At 71.6% G+C, this 22,946-nt stretch carries 18 protein-coding genes, 1 tRNA gene and 1 pseudogene; 7 read left to right on the top strand and 13 right to left on the bottom strand.

The window, feature by feature from the left end:
• Positions 1–13: 13 nt before the first annotated feature.
• The 6 genes and pseudogenes from AC1Z4A_RS27230 to AC1Z4A_RS27205 form a co-directional block, all read right to left on the bottom strand.
• Positions 14–1,606, bottom strand: coding sequence for an FAD-dependent monooxygenase (locus tag AC1Z4A_RS27230; RefSeq protein ID WP_483682506.1), 1,593 nt, complete (start codon positions 1,604–1,606; stop codon positions 14–16).
• Between the two features lie 156 nt (positions 1,607–1,762).
• The gene (locus tag AC1Z4A_RS27225) at positions 1,763–1,972 is read right to left on the bottom strand and encodes a DUF397 domain-containing protein (RefSeq protein WP_483682505.1); all 210 of its coding nucleotides are present in this window, start codon (positions 1,970–1,972) and stop codon (positions 1,763–1,765) included.
• A 65-nt stretch (positions 1,973–2,037) separates the two neighbouring features.
• Positions 2,038–2,436 carry a YunG family protein gene (locus tag AC1Z4A_RS27220; RefSeq protein WP_483682504.1) on the bottom strand — a complete coding sequence of 133 codons (399 nt, stop codon included), beginning with the start codon at positions 2,434–2,436 and terminating at the stop codon, positions 2,038–2,040.
• A 137-nt stretch (positions 2,437–2,573) separates the two neighbouring features.
• On the bottom strand, positions 2,574–2,873 hold the full coding sequence (locus tag AC1Z4A_RS27215) for a DUF397 domain-containing protein (RefSeq protein ID WP_483682503.1): 300 nt from the start codon (positions 2,871–2,873) through the stop codon (positions 2,574–2,576).
• A gap of 28 nt (positions 2,874–2,901) precedes the next feature.
• The gene (locus AC1Z4A_RS27210) at positions 2,902–3,090 is read right to left on the bottom strand and encodes a Scr1 family TA system antitoxin-like transcriptional regulator (RefSeq protein ID WP_483682502.1); all 189 of its coding nucleotides are present in this window, start codon (positions 3,088–3,090) and stop codon (positions 2,902–2,904) included.
• Between the two features lie 110 nt (positions 3,091–3,200).
• Positions 3,201–3,410, bottom strand: a pseudogene (locus AC1Z4A_RS27205) (Scr1 family TA system antitoxin-like transcriptional regulator); the annotation flags it as partial.
• 1,163 nt (positions 3,411–4,573) lie between these two features.
• Here AC1Z4A_RS27205 and AC1Z4A_RS27200 point away from each other — a divergent pair.
• Positions 4,574–5,314, top strand: a complete 741-nt coding sequence (locus tag AC1Z4A_RS27200) for a phosphotransferase (protein ID WP_483682501.1) — start codon at positions 4,574–4,576, stop codon at positions 5,312–5,314.
• 388 nt (positions 5,315–5,702) lie between these two features.
• Here AC1Z4A_RS27200 and AC1Z4A_RS27195 read toward each other — a convergent pair whose 3' ends face one another.
• The 3 genes from AC1Z4A_RS27195 to AC1Z4A_RS27185 form a co-directional block, all read right to left on the bottom strand.
• Positions 5,703–5,876, bottom strand: coding sequence for a hypothetical protein (locus AC1Z4A_RS27195; protein ID WP_483682500.1), 174 nt, complete (start codon positions 5,874–5,876; stop codon positions 5,703–5,705).
• 358 nt (positions 5,877–6,234) lie between these two features.
• Positions 6,235–7,692, bottom strand: coding sequence for a uridine transporter UriT (gene uriT / locus AC1Z4A_RS27190; RefSeq protein WP_483682499.1), 1,458 nt, complete (start codon positions 7,690–7,692; stop codon positions 6,235–6,237).
• A gap of 218 nt (positions 7,693–7,910) precedes the next feature.
• Positions 7,911–7,998, bottom strand: a tRNA-Leu gene (locus AC1Z4A_RS27185).
• 106 nt (positions 7,999–8,104) lie between these two features.
• Here AC1Z4A_RS27185 and AC1Z4A_RS27180 point away from each other — a divergent pair.
• Positions 8,105–9,463 (top strand): DUF2254 domain-containing protein, encoded by a 1,359-nt coding sequence (locus tag AC1Z4A_RS27180; protein ID WP_483682498.1) that lies wholly within the window; start codon positions 8,105–8,107, stop codon positions 9,461–9,463.
• A 41-nt stretch (positions 9,464–9,504) separates the two neighbouring features.
• On the opposite strand, the gene AC1Z4A_RS27175 is transcribed toward AC1Z4A_RS27180, so the two are convergent.
• Positions 9,505–11,058 (bottom strand): aldehyde dehydrogenase family protein, encoded by a 1,554-nt coding sequence (locus tag AC1Z4A_RS27175; protein WP_483682497.1) that lies wholly within the window; start codon positions 11,056–11,058, stop codon positions 9,505–9,507.
• A 237-nt stretch (positions 11,059–11,295) separates the two neighbouring features.
• Between AC1Z4A_RS27175 and fdhD the strand changes: the two genes are divergently transcribed.
• Positions 11,296–12,129: a formate dehydrogenase accessory sulfurtransferase FdhD gene (gene fdhD / locus AC1Z4A_RS27170; protein ID WP_483682496.1), complete on the top strand. Its 834-nt coding sequence runs from the start codon at positions 11,296–11,298 to the stop codon at positions 12,127–12,129.
• A 15-nt stretch (positions 12,130–12,144) separates the two neighbouring features.
• Here the strand turns inward: fdhD and AC1Z4A_RS27165 are convergent, their stop codons facing one another.
• Positions 12,145–14,646, bottom strand: a complete 2,502-nt coding sequence (locus AC1Z4A_RS27165; RefSeq protein WP_483682495.1) for a GTPase-associated protein 1-related protein — start codon at positions 14,644–14,646, stop codon at positions 12,145–12,147.
• A gap of 330 nt (positions 14,647–14,976) precedes the next feature.
• A complete protein-coding gene (locus tag AC1Z4A_RS27160) occupies positions 14,977–15,459 on the bottom strand; it encodes a MarR family winged helix-turn-helix transcriptional regulator (protein WP_483682494.1) in 483 nt (160 codons plus the stop codon).
• A gap of 151 nt (positions 15,460–15,610) precedes the next feature.
• Between AC1Z4A_RS27160 and AC1Z4A_RS27155 the strand changes: the two genes are divergently transcribed.
• A complete protein-coding gene (locus AC1Z4A_RS27155) occupies positions 15,611–16,540 on the top strand; it encodes a quinone oxidoreductase family protein (protein WP_483683747.1) in 930 nt (309 codons plus the stop codon).
• Positions 16,541–16,766: 226 nt separating this feature from the next.
• Positions 16,767–18,707, top strand: a complete 1,941-nt coding sequence (locus AC1Z4A_RS27150; RefSeq protein WP_483682493.1) for an exo-alpha-sialidase — start codon at positions 16,767–16,769, stop codon at positions 18,705–18,707.
• Here AC1Z4A_RS27150 and AC1Z4A_RS27145 read toward each other — a convergent pair.
• A complete protein-coding gene (locus AC1Z4A_RS27145) occupies positions 18,621–19,820 on the bottom strand; it encodes a bile acid:sodium symporter family protein (RefSeq protein WP_483682492.1) in 1,200 nt (399 codons plus the stop codon). The two genes, AC1Z4A_RS27150 and AC1Z4A_RS27145, sit on opposite strands and share 87 nt — an antisense overlap.
• A gap of 96 nt (positions 19,821–19,916) precedes the next feature.
• On the opposite strand from AC1Z4A_RS27145, the gene AC1Z4A_RS27140 reads away from it, so the two are divergent.
• Positions 19,917–20,867, top strand: coding sequence for a LysR family transcriptional regulator (locus AC1Z4A_RS27140; protein ID WP_483682491.1), 951 nt, complete (start codon positions 19,917–19,919; stop codon positions 20,865–20,867).
• A gap of 158 nt (positions 20,868–21,025) precedes the next feature.
• Positions 21,026–22,855, top strand: a complete 1,830-nt coding sequence (locus AC1Z4A_RS27135; RefSeq protein WP_483682490.1) for an AMP-dependent synthetase/ligase — start codon at positions 21,026–21,028, stop codon at positions 22,853–22,855.
• Positions 22,856–22,946 lie beyond the last annotated feature (91 nt).

Below are 22,946 nucleotides of genomic sequence, written 5' to 3'. Positions count from 1 at the left end.
ACGCCAAGGGCGCCTAGCCGTCCGTCCCCGGCAGGGGAGCCGGCGCAAACCACCGGCGCAGATACTCCTCCAGCTCCCCGACGTGATCCGTACTGATGCCGATGTGGCGATCGGGCCGTACGAGGACGAGGGCCCTGCCGGGGAGGCGGGGCCGGTCGCCGCGGCCCGGCACCAGCCGGGGCCGGAGGATCTCGACGGGGACGCGGTAGCCCCCGACGGCCTCCCGCAGCCGCGCGAGGTCGACCTGCGCCCCGGGGGCCACCAGCAGCGTCCAGCACTGGTACGACAGCAGATCGTGCAGCCGGCACTCCCGCTTCCGCCGCAGCCCCTCGATCCTCACGAACGGATCGGGCAGCCGGTCCCCGCCGCCCGGCCCCTCCGAGAGCGTGCTCTCCCGGTGGTGCATCGCGAGATCGCTGAGCATCGTCCGGATCCGCCCGGAGGCCCACTGGCTGCCCATGACACGGGCCCCGGCGACGCGCATGCCGAACAGCGTGGCGGGCGTCGGCGGCAGCTCGAGCACGTTGTGCTGCATCTCGCGCATCACCTTGTGCGCGGTGAGCCGCTGTTCGGCGGCGTAGGTGTCGAGCAGGGCGAAGGGGTCGGCGGCCCAGCCGTGCACGGCCGCCGCGAGCTTCCAGGCGAGGTTGTGCGCCCCGCGCAACCCGGTGTTGAGCCCGTGCCCGCCGATGGGCGCCCACAGATGGGCACTGTCCCCCGCCAGCAGCGCTCGCCCCTCCCGCAGCGTGCCGGCGACCCGGTCCTGGAACCGGGCCCGGTTGGCCCACGGCGGCTCGGTGGGGACCAGCTGGACGCCGGAGTCGTGCGCGGTCTCCGCGATGATCTCCCGCATCTCGTCGAGCCCGGGCGGCCCGTCGAGGGCGGGCTCGGGATCGGTACGGAAGCAGAAGAACCGGTACCCGCCGCCGGGCCGCGGGGACACCCCGAGCGACGACCCGCGCTCCAGGAAGAAGTAACTCCGGTCAGGGGCGTACGGATACTTCCAGTCGGCCTCGGCGTTGATCTGCACGCACTGCAGATTCGGCCGCCGATCCCCCTCGAACGGAATCCCGAGCCCCTTGCGCACGATGCTGTGCGCCCCCTCGCACCCGACGACCCACCCACAGCGCACGGTACTGACAGCCCCGTCGGCTTCCCGCAGGTCGACCTCGACCCCGTCGCCCCCGGTCCGCACGGCGACAGCCTCGGTGCCCCACTCCACCCGCCCCCCGACGGCAACAAGCCTTTCCCCGAGCAACCGCTCAACGGCATCCTGCTCGATGGACAACGGATTCGGAAACGCCGTCCCCTCACACTCGAGCACCATCTCCCCGACCCGGCGCCCCTCCCCGAACACCTCGACGCGCCGCAGCCGCAGCCCCTCCCCCACGAACGCCCCGGCACACCCGAGATCGTCCAGCACCTCCAGCGCCCGCTGCCACACCACCCCGGCCCGGGCCTCCCGCTTCCCGAGCGCCTCCTTCTCCACGACGGCGACGTCGACCCCGTACTGCCGAAGCCCGACGGCCACCGCGAGCCCCGTGGGCCCGGCCCCGATGACGAGGACATCGACGGTGCGACCGCTCCCTGTGCGGGTGTCACTCACTGGTGCCTCCCCCTCGCTGCGCAACGGCCGACGGCGATCGCCGGGCCGCTGCTCCCATGGTGTGGGAGAGAGGGGCGAAACTCATGGAATGGGGGAAATTCGGGGGTGGGGTTCCGGTCATCGGGTCGTGGCGGGAAGTATCTCCTGGCACACGGGTCACGCTGCTGTCAGGGCTCTCCCGCCCTTGAGGAGGTCAACAAAGCTTGACCATGCTTCGGCAGGAACCACCAGAACCGGACCGTGGGGCTCCTTGCTGTCCCGTATGCGCAGGCCGGTCAACCCTTCTGCCACTTCTATGCAGTTACCGCCCTGCCCGCTGTAACTGTTCTTGCGCCACATCGCACCTTCACGTTCCAGAGCACGCATTCCTGAACTCTCCGATTCACCGTTGCTACAGCTCGCGCCGGCGTCGTCTCGTCGACCCGGCCAGCTCAGACAGCAGGCTCCGGCAGGTGATCCAGATGCCCGGTGACGCGCTTGCGCAACAGAAGGTACTCGTCCCAGCGGCGGAGAGGGCCCGTCGGACGCTCGATGACACGGGCCGCGGCGACCGTCTGACCTCGCCGGAACTGTTCGCGCGTCAGGTCGAGTTCGACCCCGCTGGGCAGCCGGTTCCACCAGTGAAAGCCATGCGGGTCACCGTCGAGGTGGACCTCGCCGACCACAAGGTCGCCGCCGAAGATGTCGTGAACGACAAGAGCGGTGATGTCGCAGTGCCCCCAGGCAGGGTTCGCGGGACACCACTCGGCCTGGTTGTCGGGCGAGCAGGTGTCAGCGGCCCAGCTCGCCCGCAGGGCCGCGTCGAGGTCGGACAGGTTCCACGGAGTCATGCCGGCAGCATCGCAGCCACCACTGACATCCCGGATCGAGATCCTCGTACACCTCCGCCACCACCGGTTTCGGGATCAGCAACGACGTCCCGAGCCCAATGACCATGGGGCCAGGGCAGTGGCTCGCAGCAAGCGGTTCACATCATCGCCAACCGTCTGGCACCAGCACCACATGACACAGCCCCGGCCGGGAGTCCGTTCCGGGGCTGCTGTGATGCTGTCAGGAGCCAGACGGCGGTCAGGGGGGCCGCGGCCTTTATGCCACCTATGAACACAGCCCATGCTCTCGTGTCGACCACCAGGGCAGGACCGTACGGATCCTTCGAATCACGTACGAACACGACGTCAAGCCCTTCGGCTACTTCGATGCATTCGCCCGAGTTACCGCTGTAGGTGCTCTTCCGCCAGCAGGCAGTGCGCAGATCGTGGGCAAGCATCTTGCTACCTCTCAAGTGGTGCCGCCATCTATAACTCTTGCTTGATCCTGTTGATCAGGTCGCGACTTTCAGCAGGGCTCAAGGCGGTTGACCGCAACGAGTCGAACGTGAGCGTATACGCGCTCGTGTCTTCCGGAGTCTCCATGTAGAGGGTTCCCGTCCTGTGTTCCAGGCACACGATGTCCGAGAACACCGGGGTGGGGAAGCTGAACAGCACGAACGTGCCCAGAACCCCGGCATGAGCGCCCGCACTGAACGTAACGTTAGGACCTGCAGTTCGACGTTGGGGTGCTCCGAGACCTCCACCAGGTGCTTGACCTGCGCCGCCATGACGGCCCGGCCTCCCACCTGCGCTCGCAGGGCGGCCTCACCTTGGATCACGCACACGCGCGGAGGAGCGCCACGGTAAAGGATTTCCTGACGACGCATGCGCACTTCAACCAGCTCTTCCACGCGTTCATTTGAGAGCATCGTCGGCGCCGCCTTCAGGAGAGCCCGAGCATAGTCAGCGGTTTGCAGGAGTCCGGAGACAACCATCGGCTCGAACGAGCGAATGTAGTCGGCAGTCTCTTCATAGTCGATGTAGTCCACGTAGGACGGAATCTTGAGACCGAGCTGCTGCGTCCAGCCCCGCTCATTGCTCCGGCGCGCGAGGTTCACCACCTCTTCCACGTAGTCCGGATCATCCACACCGTAGAAACGGAGCAGATCCCGCACCTCTCCGAGAGACATCCCAAGGCGCGCGTTCTCGACTCGACTGATTTTCGAGCGGTGAACGGTTGCTGTCAGTGATCTTGGGGGCCTCGTCATGGACACCTTGTGTCCAAATCCCTGCCGCACACGCGAACGAAAAACCCCGGCACCGTGCGACCGGCCCCGGGGCAGCGGCCAATCTGAAGGGAAGGTCGACAGTGGTCAGCTTCATCACGAGTTACCTCGGCCGGATGACGGCGTTACTCACGCCCGACGCCTCCGGTCGAGATCGCCGCACCCACCGTCTCGCCCACACGGTTCCCAGCCCCTTGCGGCCTAGCTGTGCGGGGGTGAGTCGTTGACAGCCGCAGGTGGTCCCCAACACGCAACACGGGTGACAGACGTGGGGACATTGGTCGTGGACGCCCGACGGGATCGCCTCGGCGAGGTCATGAGCGTAAACGGCGGGCGCTTGCACCTGCGGACGCCATCCGGCGGGACGGAGTGGGAGGCGTTCCCTTGTGATGTCCGGCCGGCCACCACGAGCGACGAACTGCGGCCCAAGGTGGCCGACGCCAATTCACGGAGCGAGCGGGACCGGAGGATGGCGTGAGCGAACCGGACGCGCAGCACGGAACGGCGCCCGCCTCGCGGCCCTCTCGGTGCGGGGTGTGCTGGGACATCAAGCGCAAGAGGGCACAAGCTCTGGAGGTTGGCGACCGTGAGACAGCCACGCAGCTGACGACTGCCATGGGCGTTCATCTGCGGCAGGCGCACTGAAGCTCTGCGAGGTGATGGGAGGGGGTGACTTTGATGAGCGATGAGTGCGAGCACGACTGGGTGACGTGGAGTGGTGCCACACGATGCCGCAAGTGCGGGGCGACGCAATAGGTTGCCACTTCGCAGGCAACACGGTGGGGGCCGCGTTGTGCGGTCCCCGCTTCTCATGGGGAGGTGGAGTGCGTACTGACTGGGCAGGGCTGCCAAGAGGGGTTCGAGAAGCCGTTGTGGCGCGGACCGGAAAAGTCGAAGCGGTCGAGCAAGTACCCCACGGAATCACCTGCCTGTTCGCGGCAGTGCTATCGACAAGTACAGGCCCGGTGTTCGTGAAGGGCGTCCCTGCGGACGATGCCCGACGCGTCGCCGCCCAGGCGTTGGAGGTAGCAGTGAATCCAGCTGCGACCGCGGTGAGCCCTCGCCTGCTGTGGCAGCTGAACTGCAACGGCTGGGATCTCCTCGCGTTCGAAGGAGTGAACGGCCGACATGCGGATCTGTCACCGGGCTCGGAGGACCTGCCGCTCGTCGCCATCACCCTCGACGCAGCTCAGGCACTGCGCCCTCCGGCTACCGTGGACCTACCGCAGTTCGTGGACCGGGACTTGGCCGAATTCACAACAACCCGCGAACGGGCGTTGCTACTCGGCGACGCGCTGCTGCACACGGACACCAATCCGCACAACCTTCTGGTCGGCACGGATCACGCATGGCTGGTGGACTGGGCCATGCCCGCGATCGGGCCGGCATGGGTGGACGTCGCCCACACAGCAGTACGGCTCATGGAGGACGGCTGCGGCCCGGCTGAGGCCTTGTCGTGGGCGTCTCGGTTCGAGTCGTGGACGTCAGCCGACCCAGCGGCCGTGGAGGCGTTCACAAGGGCGACGTGCCAGGCTTGGGAAGCCCGGGTTGGCACAAGGTGTGCCCAGGCATCGAATGCGCGGTTCGAGGCACTGGTGAACGTGCGGGGGTGAGGATTACCCACGACCGTCGACCTGACGCGGCCCCGGACGGCACCCCGGCCGCCCAGTCAGTAGCGCAAACGGGCCGTGCTCCCGTCGATGCGCAGGACGCAGTCCTTGAACAAGCGCAACGAAGGACCGCCGCCCTCCACGGGCACGAGGGTCAGCTCAAGGTCCCGCAGAGGCCTCAGGACACGAGCAGTCCGACTCCCGTCGGGATCCGGCCCGCTGAGTTCTGCCCACGCCTCGAACAGGGACCTGGCACCCTCCCAGCCCGGGCCAGGCGAAAAGCACGCCAGAACGAACGGCTGGTCACTGCCGTGCTCAACGAGGTCGCCGAGGCTGTGACCGTTACCAGCGTGGCGGCCAGGCCCGCGGGGTCACATGGCCGTCAGAGTTCTCAGGAAACGAACCGGAAGCTCACATCGTCGATCCGGACGAACTGTCCGGCACCAAGCTCGTTCTTTCCGAAGATCGCCTGCACATAGACCGTGCCGAGTTGATTCGCGTTGATGGGCCCCGTGGTGATCGGCTGGTAGCCGTTGCCGTCCAGCCAGCGGACGGCGTCGGTCAACAGGCGCCACCCATTGGGGTCCCAGATCTGGAGACCGACTTGAGCTCCATAGCCGACCGGTTGGGCATAGATGGTGGCGGAGCAGTTGGAACGGTCCGGCCACGAGCCGATCGGGACCTTGATTCTCTCGGCGGCCCATCCCCGGCCCGCGTAGAGCCACCCGTTGTTCGCGCCGCTCCCTCCTCGGATGTGGTGCCGCGGCGCTGCAGCGGCTCGAGTATCCGCTGAGTGCAGATGGGGTACCAGGGGCCGGCAGAAGCGACGCTGACAGTTCGGCCACACCCGGGCCGGGTACGGCAACGGGGCCCGGGGATCGGCCCCGGGCCCCGCCCGCACCGAACCGCACCGCGAAGGTGCTCTACTCCTCGTGCGCCTCCGCCGCCTCCGGCTTCGGGATCAGGAACGACGTCCCGATCGCCGCGGCCAGGATGACCACGCCCGCGATCATGGCGACGACATAGCCGCCCTCCGACGACGGGTCGGTCGGCATTGCCGCCGTCTTCACCGCGTACAGCAGTGCAAAGCTCAGGCCGGCGCCCAGGTTGAAGGCGCCCGCGTTCAGGCCGGGCAGGAAGCCCGGGTTCTCGCCCGGGGACAGGACGATGCCCAGGCCGTTGAGGACGATGTTGGCCACGCCCGCGTAGGTGATGCCGACCAGGACCGAGGTCACCAGCAGCATGACGTCCGAGTGGGCCGGCATCGTGAGGATCATGAGGGCGACCGACAGCACGGCGCCGACGAGGCCCAGGCGGAGGACGCGGCGGTAGCCGTAGGTGGCGGCGAGGCGGCCGGCGACCGGGCCCATGGCGAGGCCCGCCAGGGCGTACGGGGTCAGGGTCCACCACGCCGACTGCTCGGCGGTCATGCCGAGACCGGCCTTGGCGTCCTGGGCGAAGGCCGGGATCAGGCCGTTCATGACGGCGAAGACGCCCGTCATGGTGAGGACCGTGGTGAGCAGGGTCGCCCAGGTGCCGCGCTGCTTCAGGTGGCGGGTGGCGACCAGCGGGTGCACGGTGCGGTCCTCGGTGCGCCAGAACAGGGCGAAGGCGACCGCCGAGACGACCACGAGGATGCCGACCATGCTCCAGTTCGCGGCGTCGAGCTTCCCGGCCTCGTTGAGGGCGACGAGCAGGGCACCGACCGAGACGACCAGGAAGGCCACGCCCGGCCAGTCCATCCGGTGGGCGGAGGGGACCTTGGTCTCCCGGGTCAGGGTGGCGACGAGGACGGTCGCGATGACCGCCACCACGGCCATCGCCCAGAAGACCGACTGGAAGCCGTGGTTGTCGGCGAGCCAGCCGCCCGCCAGGGAGTCGACGCCCGCGATGCCGCCGTTGACGGCGGTGATCACGCCGAGCAGGGTGCCGTAGCGCTTGGGCTCGGTCACCTCCATACGCAGCATGATCAGGCACAGCGGGACGGCCGGGCCGGACGCGCCCTGGATGAGGCGGCCCACGAACAGGACGGGAACGCTCTCCGCCAGCGCGGCCACGACGCATCCGACGGCCATGAGCGCCAGCATTCCGGCCAGGACCTTGCGGCGGCCGATGACGTCGCCGAGGCGCGGCAGGAACAGCGAGAACAGCGCCGCGGAGGTGAAGAAGGCGGTCTGGGTCAGGCCGATCTCGGCCGAGCTGGCACCCAGGCTGTCCTCGATGCTCTTCAGCGCCGGGCTGAGCATGCTGGCGTTCAGCTGGAAGGCGATGCAGGCCGCGAGGAGCGCGGTGACCAGCACGCCCACGCGGGTGTGCGGACCGCTCCAGGCGCTCTCGGTCGAGCCGGCCGCGGCCGGCTGGTCAGTGTGAGAAACGTTCATGTTTCGACGTCACCAATTCGTTCAGGCGCGTCCACCACGGGCTTTCCGGGGACCGGCCACGCTCGAACTCGGTCAAGCTCGATCGCGACCAGTGTGTGGCAGACGGCGGGGACCGGCGACCGCGACCACCGACGGGTGGCGCAAGGGTCCGCACGGCGCTAAGGCCTCCCCAAAAACAGAAAAACCCCAGCTGAGCTGGGGTTTCCTCTGATTTCTCATGGTGTCCGAGGGGGGACTTGAACCCCCACGCCCGATAAAGGGCACTAGCACCTCAAGCTAGCGCGTCTGCCATTCCGCCACCCGGACCAGGTGTTTGTCTCTGCGGGGCGTTCCCCGCGGCGACATGGATAACTCTATCAAGGTTTCGGAGTGCCTTTCACCAGGGCTTTCGGGTTGGACATAAGGTCCGATTATGTGCAACTCATCCCACAGTGCCGTCCGGGGCGGCCGGTCCCTGCGCCGGCCGAGGCTCTTGTCCCCGCTGCGCGAGCACCTGCGGGACACCTTCTGGTTCGCGCCGACCGCCGGGGTGACGGGCGCGGCCGTGCTCGCCCTGAGCGTGCTGGAGCTGGACCACCTCTCCATCGAGACCCTGCGGGAGGACGGCGCCTACGGCGACATCGAGTCCCTGATCGCCGTCGCCGACGCCCTGAAAGCGATCATCACCACCGTCGGCTCGGCGATGCTGACCTTCATCGGCGTGGTGTTCTCGATCTCCCTGGTGGCGCTGCAGATGGCCAGCGGGCAGTTCTCGCCCCGGGTCGTGCGGCTGTACGTGCGCAGCCGCATCACCAAGTGCACGTTCACCGTGTTCCTGGCGACCTTCCTGTTCGCGCTGCTGGTGCAGGCTGCGTTCGAGGGGAACCAGGATCCGCGGACCGTGTCCACCGTGCCGGTCTTCTCCGGCGCCGTGTGCGTGCTGCTCGTGCTGGTGAGCCTGGGACTGTTCATCGCCTATGTGAACTCCACGATCCGGCTGATGCGGGTCGGCCACGTCATCGACCGGATCAGCAGGGAGTCCTTCTGGGCGATCGCGCGGCACAGCGCCGTGACGGGCCGGGAGGGCGAGGAGCAGCTCGTGCTGCCCGCGGTCTCGGCCGAGATCGTCCACGCGGGGCGGGCCGGGGTGCTGCGGGACGTGCACATCGCGCGGCTCGTGCGGGTGGCGCGGCGGCAGGGCGTGGTGCTGCGGCTGATTCCGCGGATCGGGGACTACGTCGTACCGGGCACCCCTGTGCTGGCCGTGCACGGCAGGACCGGGGTGCCGACCCCGCACGCCCTGCGCCGCACCGTGTCCGTCGGGGTCGAGCGGACCTTCCACCAGGATCTCGGCTTCGGGCTGCGGCAGCTGTCGGACATTGCGCTGCGGGCCCTCTCGCCCGCCGTCAACGACCCGACCACCGCCGTGCAGTGCCTGGACCGGATCGTCCAGGTCCTGGCGGACCTCGCCGGCCGTCCGCTCGGCGCGCTCTACCACTGCGACCGCAAGGGGGAGGTCCGGCTGGTGCAGGACCTTCCGGAGTGGGACGACCTCGTCGACCTCGGTTTCGCGGAGATCCGGGGCTGTGCGGCGGGTGGCGACGCGCACAGTCCTCAGGTGACGCGTCGGCTGGTGGCCGCCCTGGACGACCTGTGGCGGCTGGTCCCCGCGGACCGGCGCACGCCGCTGGATCGGCACCGCACGCTCCTGGCCCAGGCCGTGGAGCGCACGGTGCGGGAGGCGTCGGACCGGGAGTTCGCTCTGCTCGCCGACCGCCAGGGGATCGGCTGAGCCCGGCGGCGTACGAGCCGGCGGCGTACGAGCCCGGCGGACTACGGCATCAGGTGGTAGTCCGGGAAGTTGCCCGGCACCCGCTCGTCCGCCGCGGGCCCCTCCGTCACGGCCCTCACCAGCAGTTCCCCGCCCACGAAGGCCCCCCGCCACGAGGCGCCGAAGCCCCCGAACAGCTCCTCCCGGTCCCCGCGCGACCGCGGCTTGCCGTGGCCGACCTTGAACGCGCGGATCTGCGGGGCCAGCCGCTCGTACGCCCGGCGGTCGTCGCAGGACAGCGTGGCGACGAGGGCGCCGTTGCTGGCGTTCATCGCGGCGAGCAGCTCGGCCTCCGTGTCGACCAGCACGATCGTGTCGACCGGGCCGAAGGGCTCGGCGTGGTGCAGCGGGGAGGTCGAGGGCGGGTTGAGGAGCGTGACGGGCGGCACGTACGCGCCGGTGTCCTGGCCGGGGAGGAAGCGCTCGGGAGACAGCTCGCCGCGGTGCAGGGGGATCGCGCCGCGGTCGATCGCCTCGGCCACCTGGTCGGTCAGCTCCTTCGCCTTCGCAGCGTTGATCAGCGGGCCGAAGTCCAGCTCGGGCAGGGGCCCGGCCGGGTCGGTCACCGCCAGCGGGTGGCCCAGGGTCACCTGGCGCACCGCCGGGAGGTAGTGCGCCAGGAATTCAGGGAAGGCCGAGCGCTGCACGACGAAGCGCGGGTAGGCGGTGCAGCGCTGCTTGGCGTAGTCGAAGGTCTTGCGGATCTGCGGGGCGAGGGCGGCCCAGTCGGTGAAGTTCCAGATGCCCCAGGTGTTGAGCCCCTCCTGTTCGAGAATGTGACGCTTGCCCAGGTCGGCGACGGCCGTGGCGACCCGGGCCCCGGTGTCGCGGCCGCCCACGAAGGAGACGCAGCCGATCTCGGGGGCGCGGACGAGCGCCTCGGACAGCTCGCCGCCGCTGCCGCTGACCAGGGTGAGGGGCAGGCCCTCGCGCGCGGCCAGGGCGCAGGCGAGGGAGAGGCAGGCCAGGCCGCCGTCCGTCGGGGTCTTGGCGATGACGGCGTTGCCTGCCAGCGCCTGGACGAGCATGGCGTGGACGAGCACGCTCATCGGGTAGTTCCAGCTGGCGATGTTGCTGACCGGTCCGGGCAGCGGCCCCCGGTCGACCAGCATGCGGTCGATCTCCGCCGCGTACCACCGCACGCCGTCGATCGCGCGGTCGACGTCCGCGCAGGCCAGCCGCCAGGGCTTGCCGATCTCCCAGACGAGGAGCAGGGAGAGGAGTTCGCGGTGCTCGGTGAGGGCGTCGAGGGCGGCGCCCACCCGGGCCTTGCGGTCGGCGAGCGGGATGTCGCGCCAGGCGCGGTGCTGGTCCAGGGAGGCCCGTACGGCCTGCCGGGCGGTGGCCGGGTCGAGGCGGGGCGGGCCGGCGATCGGGGTGCCGTCCACGGGGGTGGTGGCGGGGAGCGGGCGGCCGTCGGCCTGCCAGAAGCCGTTCCAGAGGTTGAGTACGCGGTCGTCCCGGAACGCCTCGGGGGCGAGGGCCAGGCAGCGCTGCCAGGCCGTGGCCCATTCGGTGCCGGGTTTGAGCACGGGAGTGGTGAGGGTGGGTGCCATCGCTGATCTCCGCTCTCGGTGCACGGTCGGGGCGGGGAGGTTGGGCTGGCGCACGTTCCGTCTCGCTGTGTTTCGCTACTGAACGGTAGTCATGCGGTGTGTCCTGCGTGTCACGGCTTCTTCCGATGAGGCCGACGTCACGTGCCGGGCGCCGGTGCACCCGTACGGGGGTCACGGCCCGTGCGGGGAGAATGAACCGTCCATCACCGGCCACCAAGCACCTCGGGACTGATCGACATGGGACGGGTCACCGAACGACGCCGCGTCATCCGCATCCGGGACGGGGCCGTCGGCGCCCGTCCGGACACCCTCGTGGCCGAGGAGCCGCTGGAGATCCGGCTGAACGGCAAGCCGCTGGCCATCACCATGCGCACGCCGGGCGACGACTTCGCGCTCGCCGCCGGCTTCCTGGTGAGCGAGGGCGTGCTGGGCCGGGCCGAGGAGGTGGCCAACATCGTCTACTGCGCCGGTGCCACCGACGACGGCTCGAACACCTACAACGTCGTCGACGTACGCCTCGCACCGGGCGTCCCCGTGCCCGACATCAGCCTCGAGCGCAACGTCTACACCACCTCTTCCTGCGGCCTGTGCGGCAAGGCGAGCCTGGACGCCGTGCGCACCACGGCGCGCTGGCCGGTGTCCGACGGCCCGTCACCCGTGCGGCTGACGCCGGAGCTGCTGGCCGCGCTCCCGGACCGGCTGCGCGAGGCCCAGCGCGTCTTCGACCGCACGGGCGGCCTGCACGCCGCGGCCCTGTTCTCCGCGGACGGCGAACTGCTGGACGTGCGCGAGGACGTGGGCCGGCACAACGCCGTCGACAAGCTCGTCGGCCGTGCGCTGCGGCAGGGGCTGCTGCCGCTGTCCGGTGCCGTGCTGCTGGTCTCGGGGCGGGCGTCGTTCGAGCTGGCGCAGAAGGCGGTCATGGCGGGGATTCCGGTGCTGGCGGCGGTGTCGGCGCCGTCGTCCCTGGCCGTCGACCTGGCCGCCGAGACGGGCATGACGCTCGTCGGCTTCCTGCGCGGCTCCTCGATGAACGTCTACGCGGGGGAAGAGCGCATCGTCATGCCGTGAGCCGCCCCATATCCGTCACGCCCTCCCGGGGCGTCCGCGCCAGCGGCCGCTGAGCCTGCCGAGGACCCCGAACCTGTCCCACTCGTGGAACGTCTCGGCCCACTGACCGCCGACCTGCCGCAGGCAGTGCCGGATCTGCTCGATCTCCTCGGTGTTCATCCGGCGCACTTCGGGCCGCAGGATGCTGCCGAGCAGATCGGTGCGGATCTCCTCCCAGAGGTCGTTCACCCCGGGCGCGGTGTGCCAGGCGACGAAGCACACGGCGGCGTACGTGGGAGTGCGGCGGAGCAGCTCGCGCACGCCCTCGCCGTGGCCCTCCAGGGCGTAGGCGTCCAGGAGGAGTTCGTCGCCGGAGTGGATGAGGTCGGGCAGCTCTCCGGGGCCGGGGGGCGGGTCCATGCACAGCAGCCGCCGGGCGAGGGCGGCGCAGAGCCGTTCGGCGACGCCGGCCTCCAGCGGGGCGGCCTGGCGGCGGAGGCCGACGACGCGGGCCGTGTAGCCGGGCGGGGCCTCGCCGGTGGTGAGGGCGCCGGCCTCCTCCAGGAGGGTGAGGGCGGCCCGCTCCCTGGGGTCGAGTTCCACTCCGCAGCCGAGCAGCTCCTCCAGGAGGCCCTTCGCGAGGCCGGGCGCGACGGGGTCGTCGGGGCCGCTGTCGAGGGCGGCCCGGACGAGCGCGTCGACGATCTCGGGGGCGCGGTGCCAGCCTGCCGGGAGGCCGGCGAGCAGGGTGTCGGCCTCGGCCGGGCGGAGGGGGGCGTCGCCCCACACCAGCCGGAAGGCCGTGCGCAGCACGGACGGCTTCTCCAGGTGCTCGGATCCGGCCGTCTTCAGGAGCGTGTGCAGCAGGGCGACGTGGTCGCGGTCGCCGTCGGGCAGGGGGGCGGCGGCCACGGCCGCGGCCATGGTCAGGTGGGGGCGGCCGGTGAGGTCGGCGCCGGGGAGTTCGGCGGCGAGCAGGCGGACGATGGGCTCGGGAGCCTGCGTCGCCGTGGTGCGGTCCAGCGAGTCGAAGACGGCGGCGCGCAGCTCGGGGAGGGCGTCGAGGGCGGCACGGACGACCTTGCGGTCCTGCGCCCGTTCGTCCAGGAGGGTGGCGGTCAGCCGGGCGGCCAGGACGGGCAGGACGGCGTCGCGGTCGACCCAGAGCGCCTCGGCGAGCCGGAGGAGCGCGAGGAAGCGGACGAGGGGGGTGTCCGGGATCTCCGCCGCGCGGTTCAGCTCCGCGCGCAGGTCGTCCTTGAGGGGGGCGGTCGTCATGCGGAACGCCGGTGCCGAGAACTCCTCGGCGAGCGAGGCCAGGACCGTCCACTCCTCGGGCGTACGGTCCGTGCCGCCCGCGGCCACGGTGGTGAGCACCCGGGTGCGGGGGGTGTTCTCGAGGTCGGTGCCGGGGGCGTTCTCCCGGATCCAGCGGGCGGCCGCGGTGCGGCCGTTCGACTCCAGGGCGATGCCCTCTCGGGCGGCCAGCGCGGCGAGGCGGTCCGCGTCGTCTCCCCCGGCCTCCCGGACCTCTCTGGTCGCGACGGGGCCGCGGGCGCCCGTGCCGGGCGGCCTGCCGGCGTCGGCGGGTCCTGCCGTGCCGTCGGGGCCGGGCCCGGCGTGCGCGGCGCGGGCCGCGGCGGTGCGGCCCGGCGCGGTGCGGCCGCCGATCCCGGTGCGGCGCGCGGCCTCGGCGAACAGCTCCGGCCGGCCCGCCAGCCAGATCCGGGCCGCCGCAGCCGCCCAGAGATCCCGCTCCGCGCGGGCCGGGCTGGAGGGCCCGCCGGTGAGGTCGTGGACGCGAAAGCGCTGCTGGGCGGCGGCCGAGGCGAAGTCGAAGTCGGCGTCGGGGAAGACGCCGACGATCTGCTGCCGGGCGAGCATGGGACGGCGGGTGTAGGTGGTGAAGGTGAGCCGGGCGGCCAGCTCGCGGGGCAGGACGGCGCTGGCGACGGCGACCCAGTAGGCCGTATGGGCGGTGTCCTGTTCGACGACGATGATCTGCGGGGCGTCGGGGGTGCGGAAGAGCGTCCGCACGTCGGCCAGGAATGCCTCGATCCGCTCCGCGCGGGAGTGGACGAACTCGAGCAGGCCCTTCTTGTCGATGCGCCGGGCCGGGATGAGCGCGGTCAGCGCTGCGGGGATGCCCCCGTCGGGGGTGCGGTCGGCCCAGGAGGGGGACTCCCACGCCTCGATCGGCAGGAGGCCGCCGGGCAGCCCGCCGCCGTCGGGCAGGCGCACAGCGTGGGCGTGGAAGTTGCCGTGGCGGCCGCTGCGGCCGGGGCCGGTGCGGACCGTACGGCACAGCAGGCGGCTGCCGTCGGAGAGCCGGTTGTGGCTGAACGCCACGGGAAACCGGGTGAGTTCCTCCAGGGTGGGGCGGCGGGGCGCGTCGCCCGGCGGCTCGTAGCCGATCAACTGCTCCGTCTCGCCCAGCAGGGTGATGGGCAGTTCGGGGCTTGCCGCGGTGAAGCGGAAGCCGGAGCCGTTCGGGCCCAGGGTGGCGGTGGAGGTGTAGTGCAGCTGCTGAAGGTTCACGCGGCACCCCTTCTCGCCTTGTTCCTCTTGTTCCCTGGCCTGCTCGGTCTCGCTGCGCTGTGCCCTGCTTGCCCGGCCTTGTCGATTCTCGCCGCGCTTGCCGCTCTTGTCGTGCTCGCCGTGCCCGTCGGGTGGATTCGTGTCCTTTTCCTTTTACCTTCTTCCGCTTCTTCTTACCTTCTTCCGCTGCTTCCCGCCGCTTCCCGCGGCCTTCCGCGGACCGCACCGGGCCGCACCGGACTCCACCGCCCCAGCCTCCCCACATCGGGTGACATCCCACCAGATCCGGCGCGTTGCCGCCCCGGCTTTCGGGAGGTTCGCGGGGCGGCGTCAGCTCTCGGACGTGCCCTCGCCCTCGACCACGCGGGTGAGGAGGGCCAGGAACAGCTCGCGCTCGGCGGGCGAGAGCCCCGCGAGCAGGGCTTCGTTCGCCTCGTCACCCAGCTTCCCCAGGCGGGCGAGGCGGCGCCGGCCCGCCGGGGTGAGGGTGATGGCGTTCTTACGGCGGTCGTTGGGGTCGGGAGCGCGGGTGATCAGCTCCTGGGCCTGGAGGTCGTTGAGGATCCCGACCATGTCCTTGGGGTCGAAGCCGGTGGTGCGCCCCAGCTCGGCCTGGGCCACCGGGCCGAGGTCGGCGACGGCCGAGAGCACGGCGTGGTGGGGCATGCGCATGCCGTCCTGCGCGAGCGCGTCGGCCACGAGGCGCCGGCCGCGCGCGGAGGCCCGGTTGAGCAGCCAGCTGGGGAGCGCGCGGATGTGGTCGAGCGCGGGCCGGGGGGCGCTCGCCTGCTCTGTTCCTGCGGTTTCGGGCATGGGACGAGCCTACCCGGAATCCATTGGACTTCCCAATGGATTCGTGTACCGTGAGGACTGTCAGCCGTTGGGGCTCCCAATGAGTTGGTGAGGCGTCGTCACGCCTGTCCTGCTGTTCCGTGAAGCTGCCCTGTGGAGGTGTCCGCGCATGATGCGTCGCGTTCGTTATTACGAGAACGGTGGCCCCGAGGTACTGCGCCTGGAGGAGGCGGAGGTGCCCGCTCCCGGCCCCGGTGAACTGCTGCTGCGCACCGAGGCGATCGGCGTCACGCTGCCGGTCGTCCGCAAGGTCCGCGAGGGCGGGCTGCCGCTGCCGGCGAGCCTGGGCGGCGAGGTCGCCGGGGAGATCGCCGCCGTCGGCCCCGGGGTGACGGGCTTCGCGGTCGGCGACCGCGTCACGGGCCTGTGCTTCGGCGACGGCTACGCCGACCGGGCCGTCGTGCACGCCGCCATGGCCTCGCACATCCCCGCGGGCGCGAGCGCCTCCGATGCCGTCGCGCTCGTGCGGTGCGGCCTCGTCGCCCTCGGGGCGTACGAGGCAGGCCGGCCGGCCGAGGGCGAGTCGGTGCTGGTGACGGGCGCGGCGAGCGGGGTGGGCCATCTGGCGGTGCAGCTTGCCAAGGCGCGCGGCGCGGAGCGGGTGGTGGCGGCGGTCGGATCGCCGGAGAAGGCGGAGTTCGTCCGGTCACTGGGCGCGGACGAGGTGGTCACCTACGACCAGGACTCCTGGGGCGACCCGGTGGACGTGGTCCTGGACGCCGTCGGCGGAGAGCTGCTCTCCCCCGCCCTGGCGGCGCTCGCGCCGGGCGGGCGGCTGGTGGCCTACAGCTCGGGAGGCGGCATCATTCCGGCCTACGACCTGCTGGTGGGCGGGAAATCCGCGATCGGCTTCCAGGTGGCGCTCATAGCCCGCAACCGGCCCGCGCTGATGGAGCAGTGGCGACGGGAGCTGTGGGAGCTGTTCGCCGCCGGAAGGCTGCGCCCCCGGGTGCACGCCGAACTGCCGCTGGAGGACGCAGCGAAGGCGCACGAGATCATCGAGTCCCGGGCCAACCAGGGCAAGGTGATTCTCCGGCCGTGAGCCGGTTCCGGAGCCGCGAAACGTGCCGAGGGGTCGCATGATTCCTTCGGATGACAATCCTTGTGGGAGAACAGCCCGCACCGTACGTTGGCCCACCGGACACGTGGGGCCCCAGAGGGCCTTGACGCGAAAGGGACGGGCCATGACGGCGCATCCTCCTACCGGTCACCGAGAGCCCTCCGCACCCGCCATCCGACGTCCCATCAGATCCCGCTTCGGAAAGGCGATGCGGCGACGCTTCGCCGCCCTCGCCTCGGTCGCCGGAGTGCTTCTCGCGCTCGTTCCCCATCCGGCGTTTCCGCAGTCGGCGTCTCCCCAGCCGGGGGCGGACCGGGCGCCGTTCGAGGAGCGCGTCCTCTTCAGGGCGGACCAGGACCCGGGTTACGCCTGCTACCGCATTCCGGCCATCGTCACCACCAACGACGGCACCCTCCTCGCCTTCGCCGAGGGGAGGAAGGAGAACTGCAGCGATGCCACCGACATCGACGTCGTGCTCAAACGCTCCGCCGACGGCGGCCGCACCTGGGGGCCGCTCCGGGTCGTCGACTCCGGCGAGGGGGACACCCACGGCAATCCCGCGCCGGTCGTGGACCGCCGCACCGGCCGGATCGTGCTGGCCACGACCTACAACGAGGGCCGGGAGGACGCCGGGAACTGCGATGTGCCCTGCGACCGCACCCCGCATATGCAGTACAGCGAGGACGACGGGCTCAGCTGGTCGCACCCACGCGACCTGACCGCGCAGATCCGGCCGGCCGCCTGGAACTCCTGGTACGCGACCGGGCCCGGGCACGGCATCCAGCTCACCCATGGGCCGCACCGCGGCCGCCTGGTCATCGGCATCAACGCCGAGAGCCACGACGGCATCCGCACCTATGCCAATCACGGGGCGCTCGCCCTCAGTGACGACGGCGGGGACCACTGGCGGCTGGGCGCGCTGGACAGCTACTCAGTGGCCTCCGACGGTACGTACCGTCAGAAGCCGTCCGAGCTGACCCTGGCCGAGCGGAGCGACGGGGCGGTCTACGTCAACGGCCGCGAGCAGGACGGGACGGACCTCGGCAACCGGGACGACGCCGTCAGCCGTGACGGAGGCGCCGGCTTCACCGCCCCCTTCAGGGCCCTGCCCGGTCTCTACGCCCCCATGGTGCAGGGCTCGATCGCCGCGCTGCGGCCGGGGCGCTGGCTGCTGGCGCTGCCGGCCGACCCCGACCGCCGCCGCACGATGACCATTCGCTCCTCCTACGACCAGGGGCGCACCTGGGAGAGCGCCGAGCACGGCAGACGGGTCACGGCCGACTGGTCCGGCTACTCCGACATGACGGTGATCGAGGAGGGGACGACCGGTCTGCTCTACGAGGCCGGGAAGGCCGACGCGCGTCAGGAGATCCGCTTCGCGCGGTTCACCGAGGAGTGGCTCGGTCCCCGAGCCGGGCCCGACCCGACGACGCGGGACCGGGCGCCGGGGGGCGAGGGGGCGCGGGTGCTCGGGGGTGTGCACCGGGTCGGCGGGCGCTTCGGGGCGGCGCTCGGCTTCGACGGCCGGGACGGTGCCGTGCGGTTGCCCTACCGCCCGTCGCTGCCGCTCGGCACGCGGGACTTCACGGCGGTGCTGTGGTTCCGCTACCGGGCGGGCAAGGGGGAGCAGCCGTTCCTGTGGATGGGCGGGATCGGCGGCGCCCCGCAGGTGGCGCTGCGCGGGGAGCCGGGTCAGCAGCGGATCACGGGGCAGGTCACCGCGGTGACGGGAGCCGGCCCGGCCCGTACGGCCACGGTGCGGTCGGCGGGCGCGTACAACGACGGGAGGTGGCACCAGCTGGCCCTGCGCCGCGCGGGCGGCCGGGTGACGCTCACGGTCGACGGCGTCTCCACGGCCGTGGGGGACGTGCCGGGGACGGTGAGCCGCACTTCGACGTTCGGGGTGCATCTGGGGCAGAAGCCGGACGCCAGGTCGTTTCTGACGGGGGATCTGGACGAGGTGCGGGTGTACGGCCGGAGGCTGGCGGACGGCGAGCTGGCGGCGCTGCGGCGGTCGAACACGCCGCCCGCGCCCGGGGATCTGACGGAGATGGTGCTCTGGCTACCGCTCGACCGCATCGACCGCGTCGACCGGGCGGACTCCGTCGGTGCCGGGGACGCCGTCGGTGCCGGGGGCGGCGACGGCTGAGGTGCGGTAGCCGGAAGCGGGGGGTGCGGTGCCGGAGGGTGCGGTCTCCGGCGCGGGGCCGGCAACGACGGCGGCCGCCCGGCGGGCGTACCGCTTGGCCAGCACCGCACAGACCATCAGCTGCATCTGGTGGAAGAGCATCAGCGGCAGCAGGGCCAGGCTCGCCTCGGCGCCGAAGAGGACGGTGCCCATGGGCAGGCCCGCGGCGAGGCTTTTCTTGGAGCCGGCAAAGGTGATGGCGATCCGGTCCTCGCGGGCAAAGCCGAGCCGGCGCGAGCCATAGGAGGTGAGAGTGAGCATCAGGGCCAGCAGCACGGCCTCCACCGCCGCCAGACCGAGCAGCCGCCAGGGGGTCGCCTGGTGCCAGACGCCCCGGACGACTCCCTCGCTGAACGCCGCATAGACCACGAGGAGGATCGAGCCCCGGTCGACGAGACCCAGTACGGCCTTGTGCCGGGTGAGGAAGCCGACGAGCAGGCGCCTCAGCAACTGCCCCGCGAGGAAGGGGACCAGCAGCCGCAGCACCACCGACACCAGCGAGTCGAGCGAGAACCCGCCCGCGCTGCCGCCCAGCAGCAGCGCTGCGAGAAGCGGGGTGAGGAGGATGCCCACGATGCTGGAGAAGGAGCCCGCGCAGATCGCGGCCGCCACGTTGCCGCGCGCGATGGAGGTGAAGGCGATCGACGACTGGACGGTCGACGGCACCAGGCACAGGAAGAGCAGCCCGGTGTGGAGCTGCGGGGACAGGACGTACGGCACCAGTCCGCGGGCGGCCAGGCCGAGCAGCGGGAAGACGAGGAACGTACAGGCCAGGACGGTGAGATGGAGACGCCAGTGGCGCAGTCCGGCCATCGCCTCCTGGGTGGAGAGGCGGGCCCCGTAAAGGAAGAAGAGCAGCGCCACGGCGCCCGTGGAGGCCCCTTCCGCAGCGTCGGCGGCCGAGCCGCGCACGGGCAGCAGCACCGCGAGGAGGACGGTGCCGAGCAGGGCGGCTATGTAGGGGTCGACGGGCAGCCGGAGCCGGAAGCGGGGACGGGGGCTGCGGGAGCCGCCACGGCGGCGGATCCGCCGCACGCGGAGGTGCCGCCCGAGCAGGGAGAGGATGCGGGGCATGGCCTCCACCCTGCCCAAGGGCACGCCTATCGGGAACCCCGTTCACTGCTGTTACTGCCATCGCGATTCGCGATAGGCCGGGGGTAGGCTCCGGGCATGTTCGACCCCGTGCACCTCCGCACCTTCCTGGCCGTGGCGCAGACGCTCAGCTTCACCCAGGCCGCCGGGCGCCTCGGGCTCCGGCAGTCGACCGTCAGCCAGCACGTGCGCAAGCTGGAGGAGACCGCCGGGCGCCGGCTGTTCGCCCGGGACACCCACACCGTGCTCCTCACCGAGGACGGCGAGGCGATGCTGGGCTTCGCCCGGACGATCCTGGAGGCCAACGAGCGGGCCGCGCACTGGTTCGCGGGCACCAGGCTGCGCGGCCGGCTGCGTTTCGGGGCCTCGGAGGACTTCGTGCTCACCCGGCTGCCGGAGATCCTGGAGAGATTCCGGCGCGACCACCCCGAGGTGGACCTGGAGCTGACCGTCGAGCTGTCCGGCCCCCTCCAGGAGCGGCTCGCGGCCGGCCGGCTCGACCTGGTGCTGGTCAAGCGCCACCCCGACGAGCCGCTGCCCGGCCGGGGGCGGCTGGTCTGGCGGGACCGCCTGGTGTGGATCGGCGGCGAGCGGCTGCGTCTGGACCCGCAGCGTCCGCTCCCGCTGGTGCTGTTCCCGCCCCCGGCGGTGACCCGGGCGCGGGCCCTGGAGGTGCTGGAGCGGCACGGGCGCCCCTGGCGGGTGGCGTGCACGAGCGGCAGCCTCAACGGCCTGGTGGCGGCGGCCCGCGCGGGGCTGGGGGTGATGGCCCACGCCGGGGGCATGGTCCCGCCCGGCCTGGTGGGGATCCCCGCCGGGGCCGGGCTGCCGGATCTCGGCGGGATCGACGTGGTGCTGCTGTACGGTGCGGCCGCCTCCCGGACGGGCGGGGCGGTGCGGGGCAGCGCCGAGGCGCTTGCGGAGGCGATCCTGGCGGCCGGGGACCGGCTGCACTCCACCGGCGCTCCCGGCGCTCCCGGCACCCCGGCCACTGGCCTCCCTCTCGGCTCCTCCGGCTCTCCCGGGTGACAACTCCGTGCACGCCCCGGAGAGGTCCGGAAGAGAATCCGTGCAGATCCGGTCGGCCCCGGCCCATGGGGGGAGACGAGCCCCGCCGAAGGGGTTCACAGCGGGACGGGATCGGGTACGGTCACGGCGCTGTGCGGAGCGTCGCGAGGAGCGAGAGGTTGCGCGAGTTCACCGTCCCACCCGTGGTGACGGCGCCCTGCGCCGGAGGACTGGCGGACGTCGTCTTCGACCACGCCGCCGAGGACCCCGGCCGGGTGGCGTTCGGCCGCAGGGCCGGCGAGGGCGGCGACTGGCAGGACGTGACCGCGGCCGCCTTCCGCGACGAGGTCCTGGCCCTGGCCAAGGGCCTGATCGCCCAGGGCATCCGGTTCGGCGACCGGGTCGCCCTCATGTCCCGCACCCGTTACGAGTGGACGCTGTTCGACTTCGCGCTGTGGTGCATCGGCGCCCAGTCCGTACCGATGTACCCCACCTCCTCCCCCGAGCAGGTCTTCTGGATGCTGCACGACGCGGGCGTCACCGCCTGCGTCGTCGAGCACGAGGACCACGCGATGACCATCGGCTCGGTCGTCGACCGGCTGCCGCGCCTCGCCCGGCTCTGGCAGCTGGACGCCGGGGCCACCGCCGAGCTGGCGGAGGCCGGGGCCGGGATCGCGGACGAGGTGGTGCACCGGCACCGCATGGCGGTCACCCCCGGCTCCCCCGCCACCGTCATCTACACCTCGGGCACCACGGGCCGCCCCAAGGGCTGCGTCCTCACCCACGCCAACTTCATGGCCGAGGCCGATAACGTTGTCCTCCGCTACGAGCCCGTCTTCCGCTCCCGCCCCGGCGACGAGGCGTCCACGCTCCTCTTCCTCCCGCTCGCCCACGTTTTCGGGCGCATGGTGCAGGTCGCGGCGGTGCGCGGCCGGGTCAAGCTGGGCCACCAGCCGCAGCTGACCGCCGCCGCGCTGCTCCCCGCGCTCCGGCAGTTCCGGCCGACGTTCGTCCTCGCGGTGCCGTACGTCTTCGAGGGCGTCTTCGCCGCAGCCCGGCGGGCAGCGGAGCTGGAGGGCAGGGGCAGGCCGTTCGAGAAGGCCGTCGACGTGGCGGTGCGCCATGCGCAGGCGGTGGAGGACCGGGCCTTCGGCACGGGCCCCGGCCCCGGCACGGCCCTGCGCGTCCAGCACCAGGTGTTCGACAAGCTGGTGTACGCCAGGCTGCGGGAGCTGCTGGGCGGCCGGGTGCGGTACGCGATGTCCGGCGGTTCGGCGATGGAGCGCCGGCTGGGGCTGTTCTTCGCGGGTGCGGGCATCACCGTGTTCGAGGGGTACGGGCTGACGGAGACCACCGGTGCCGCGGTCGCCAACCCTCCCGAGCGCACCCGCTTCGGCACCGTGGGCCGGCCCGTGCCCGGCACCACCGTGCGCATCGCCGAGGACGGCGAGGTCTGGGTGCGCGGCGACCAGGTATTCGCGGGCTATCTGGACGACCCGCGGGCCACCGGGGCGGTGCTCCACGACGGCTGGCTGGCCACCGGCGACCTCGGCGAGCTGGACGAGGACGGCTATCTGACGATCATCGGGCGGAAGAAGGAGATCCTGGTGACCTCGGGCGGCAAGAGCGTGCCGCCGCTGGTCCTGGAGGAGCGGGTGCGGGCGCACCCCCTGGTCGCCCAGTGCATAGCCGTCGGCAACGACCGCCCGTACGTCGCCGCGCTGATCACGCTGGACCGGGAGGCGGTCGCGCACTGGCTGACGATGCGCGGCAAGCCCGCCATGGAGCCGTCCGAACTGGCGAACGACCCCGATCTGGAGGCCGAGATCAGGCGCGCCGTGGTGGCCGCGAATACGCTCGTCTCGCAAGCCGAGTCCATCCGCGCGTTCCGCATCCTCGCCGGGCGGTTCACCGAGGAGCAGGGCCTGCTGACGCCCACGCTGAAGCTCAGGCGGAAGGCGATCGAGAAGGCCTACGCCACCGAAGTGGAAGCCCTCTACATCACCTGACACCCTCCGGCATTCAGGGTGCAGGAATGCGAACCGGAATGCGTGGGTTGATCCGGAGGTAAGCATTCCGACGTAAGTAAGGATCGACTGC

The sequence above is a fragment of the Streptomyces sp. 17_S59 genome (genome assembly GCF_056930295.1).
This window is presented reverse-complemented; position numbering and strand designations above follow the sequence as displayed.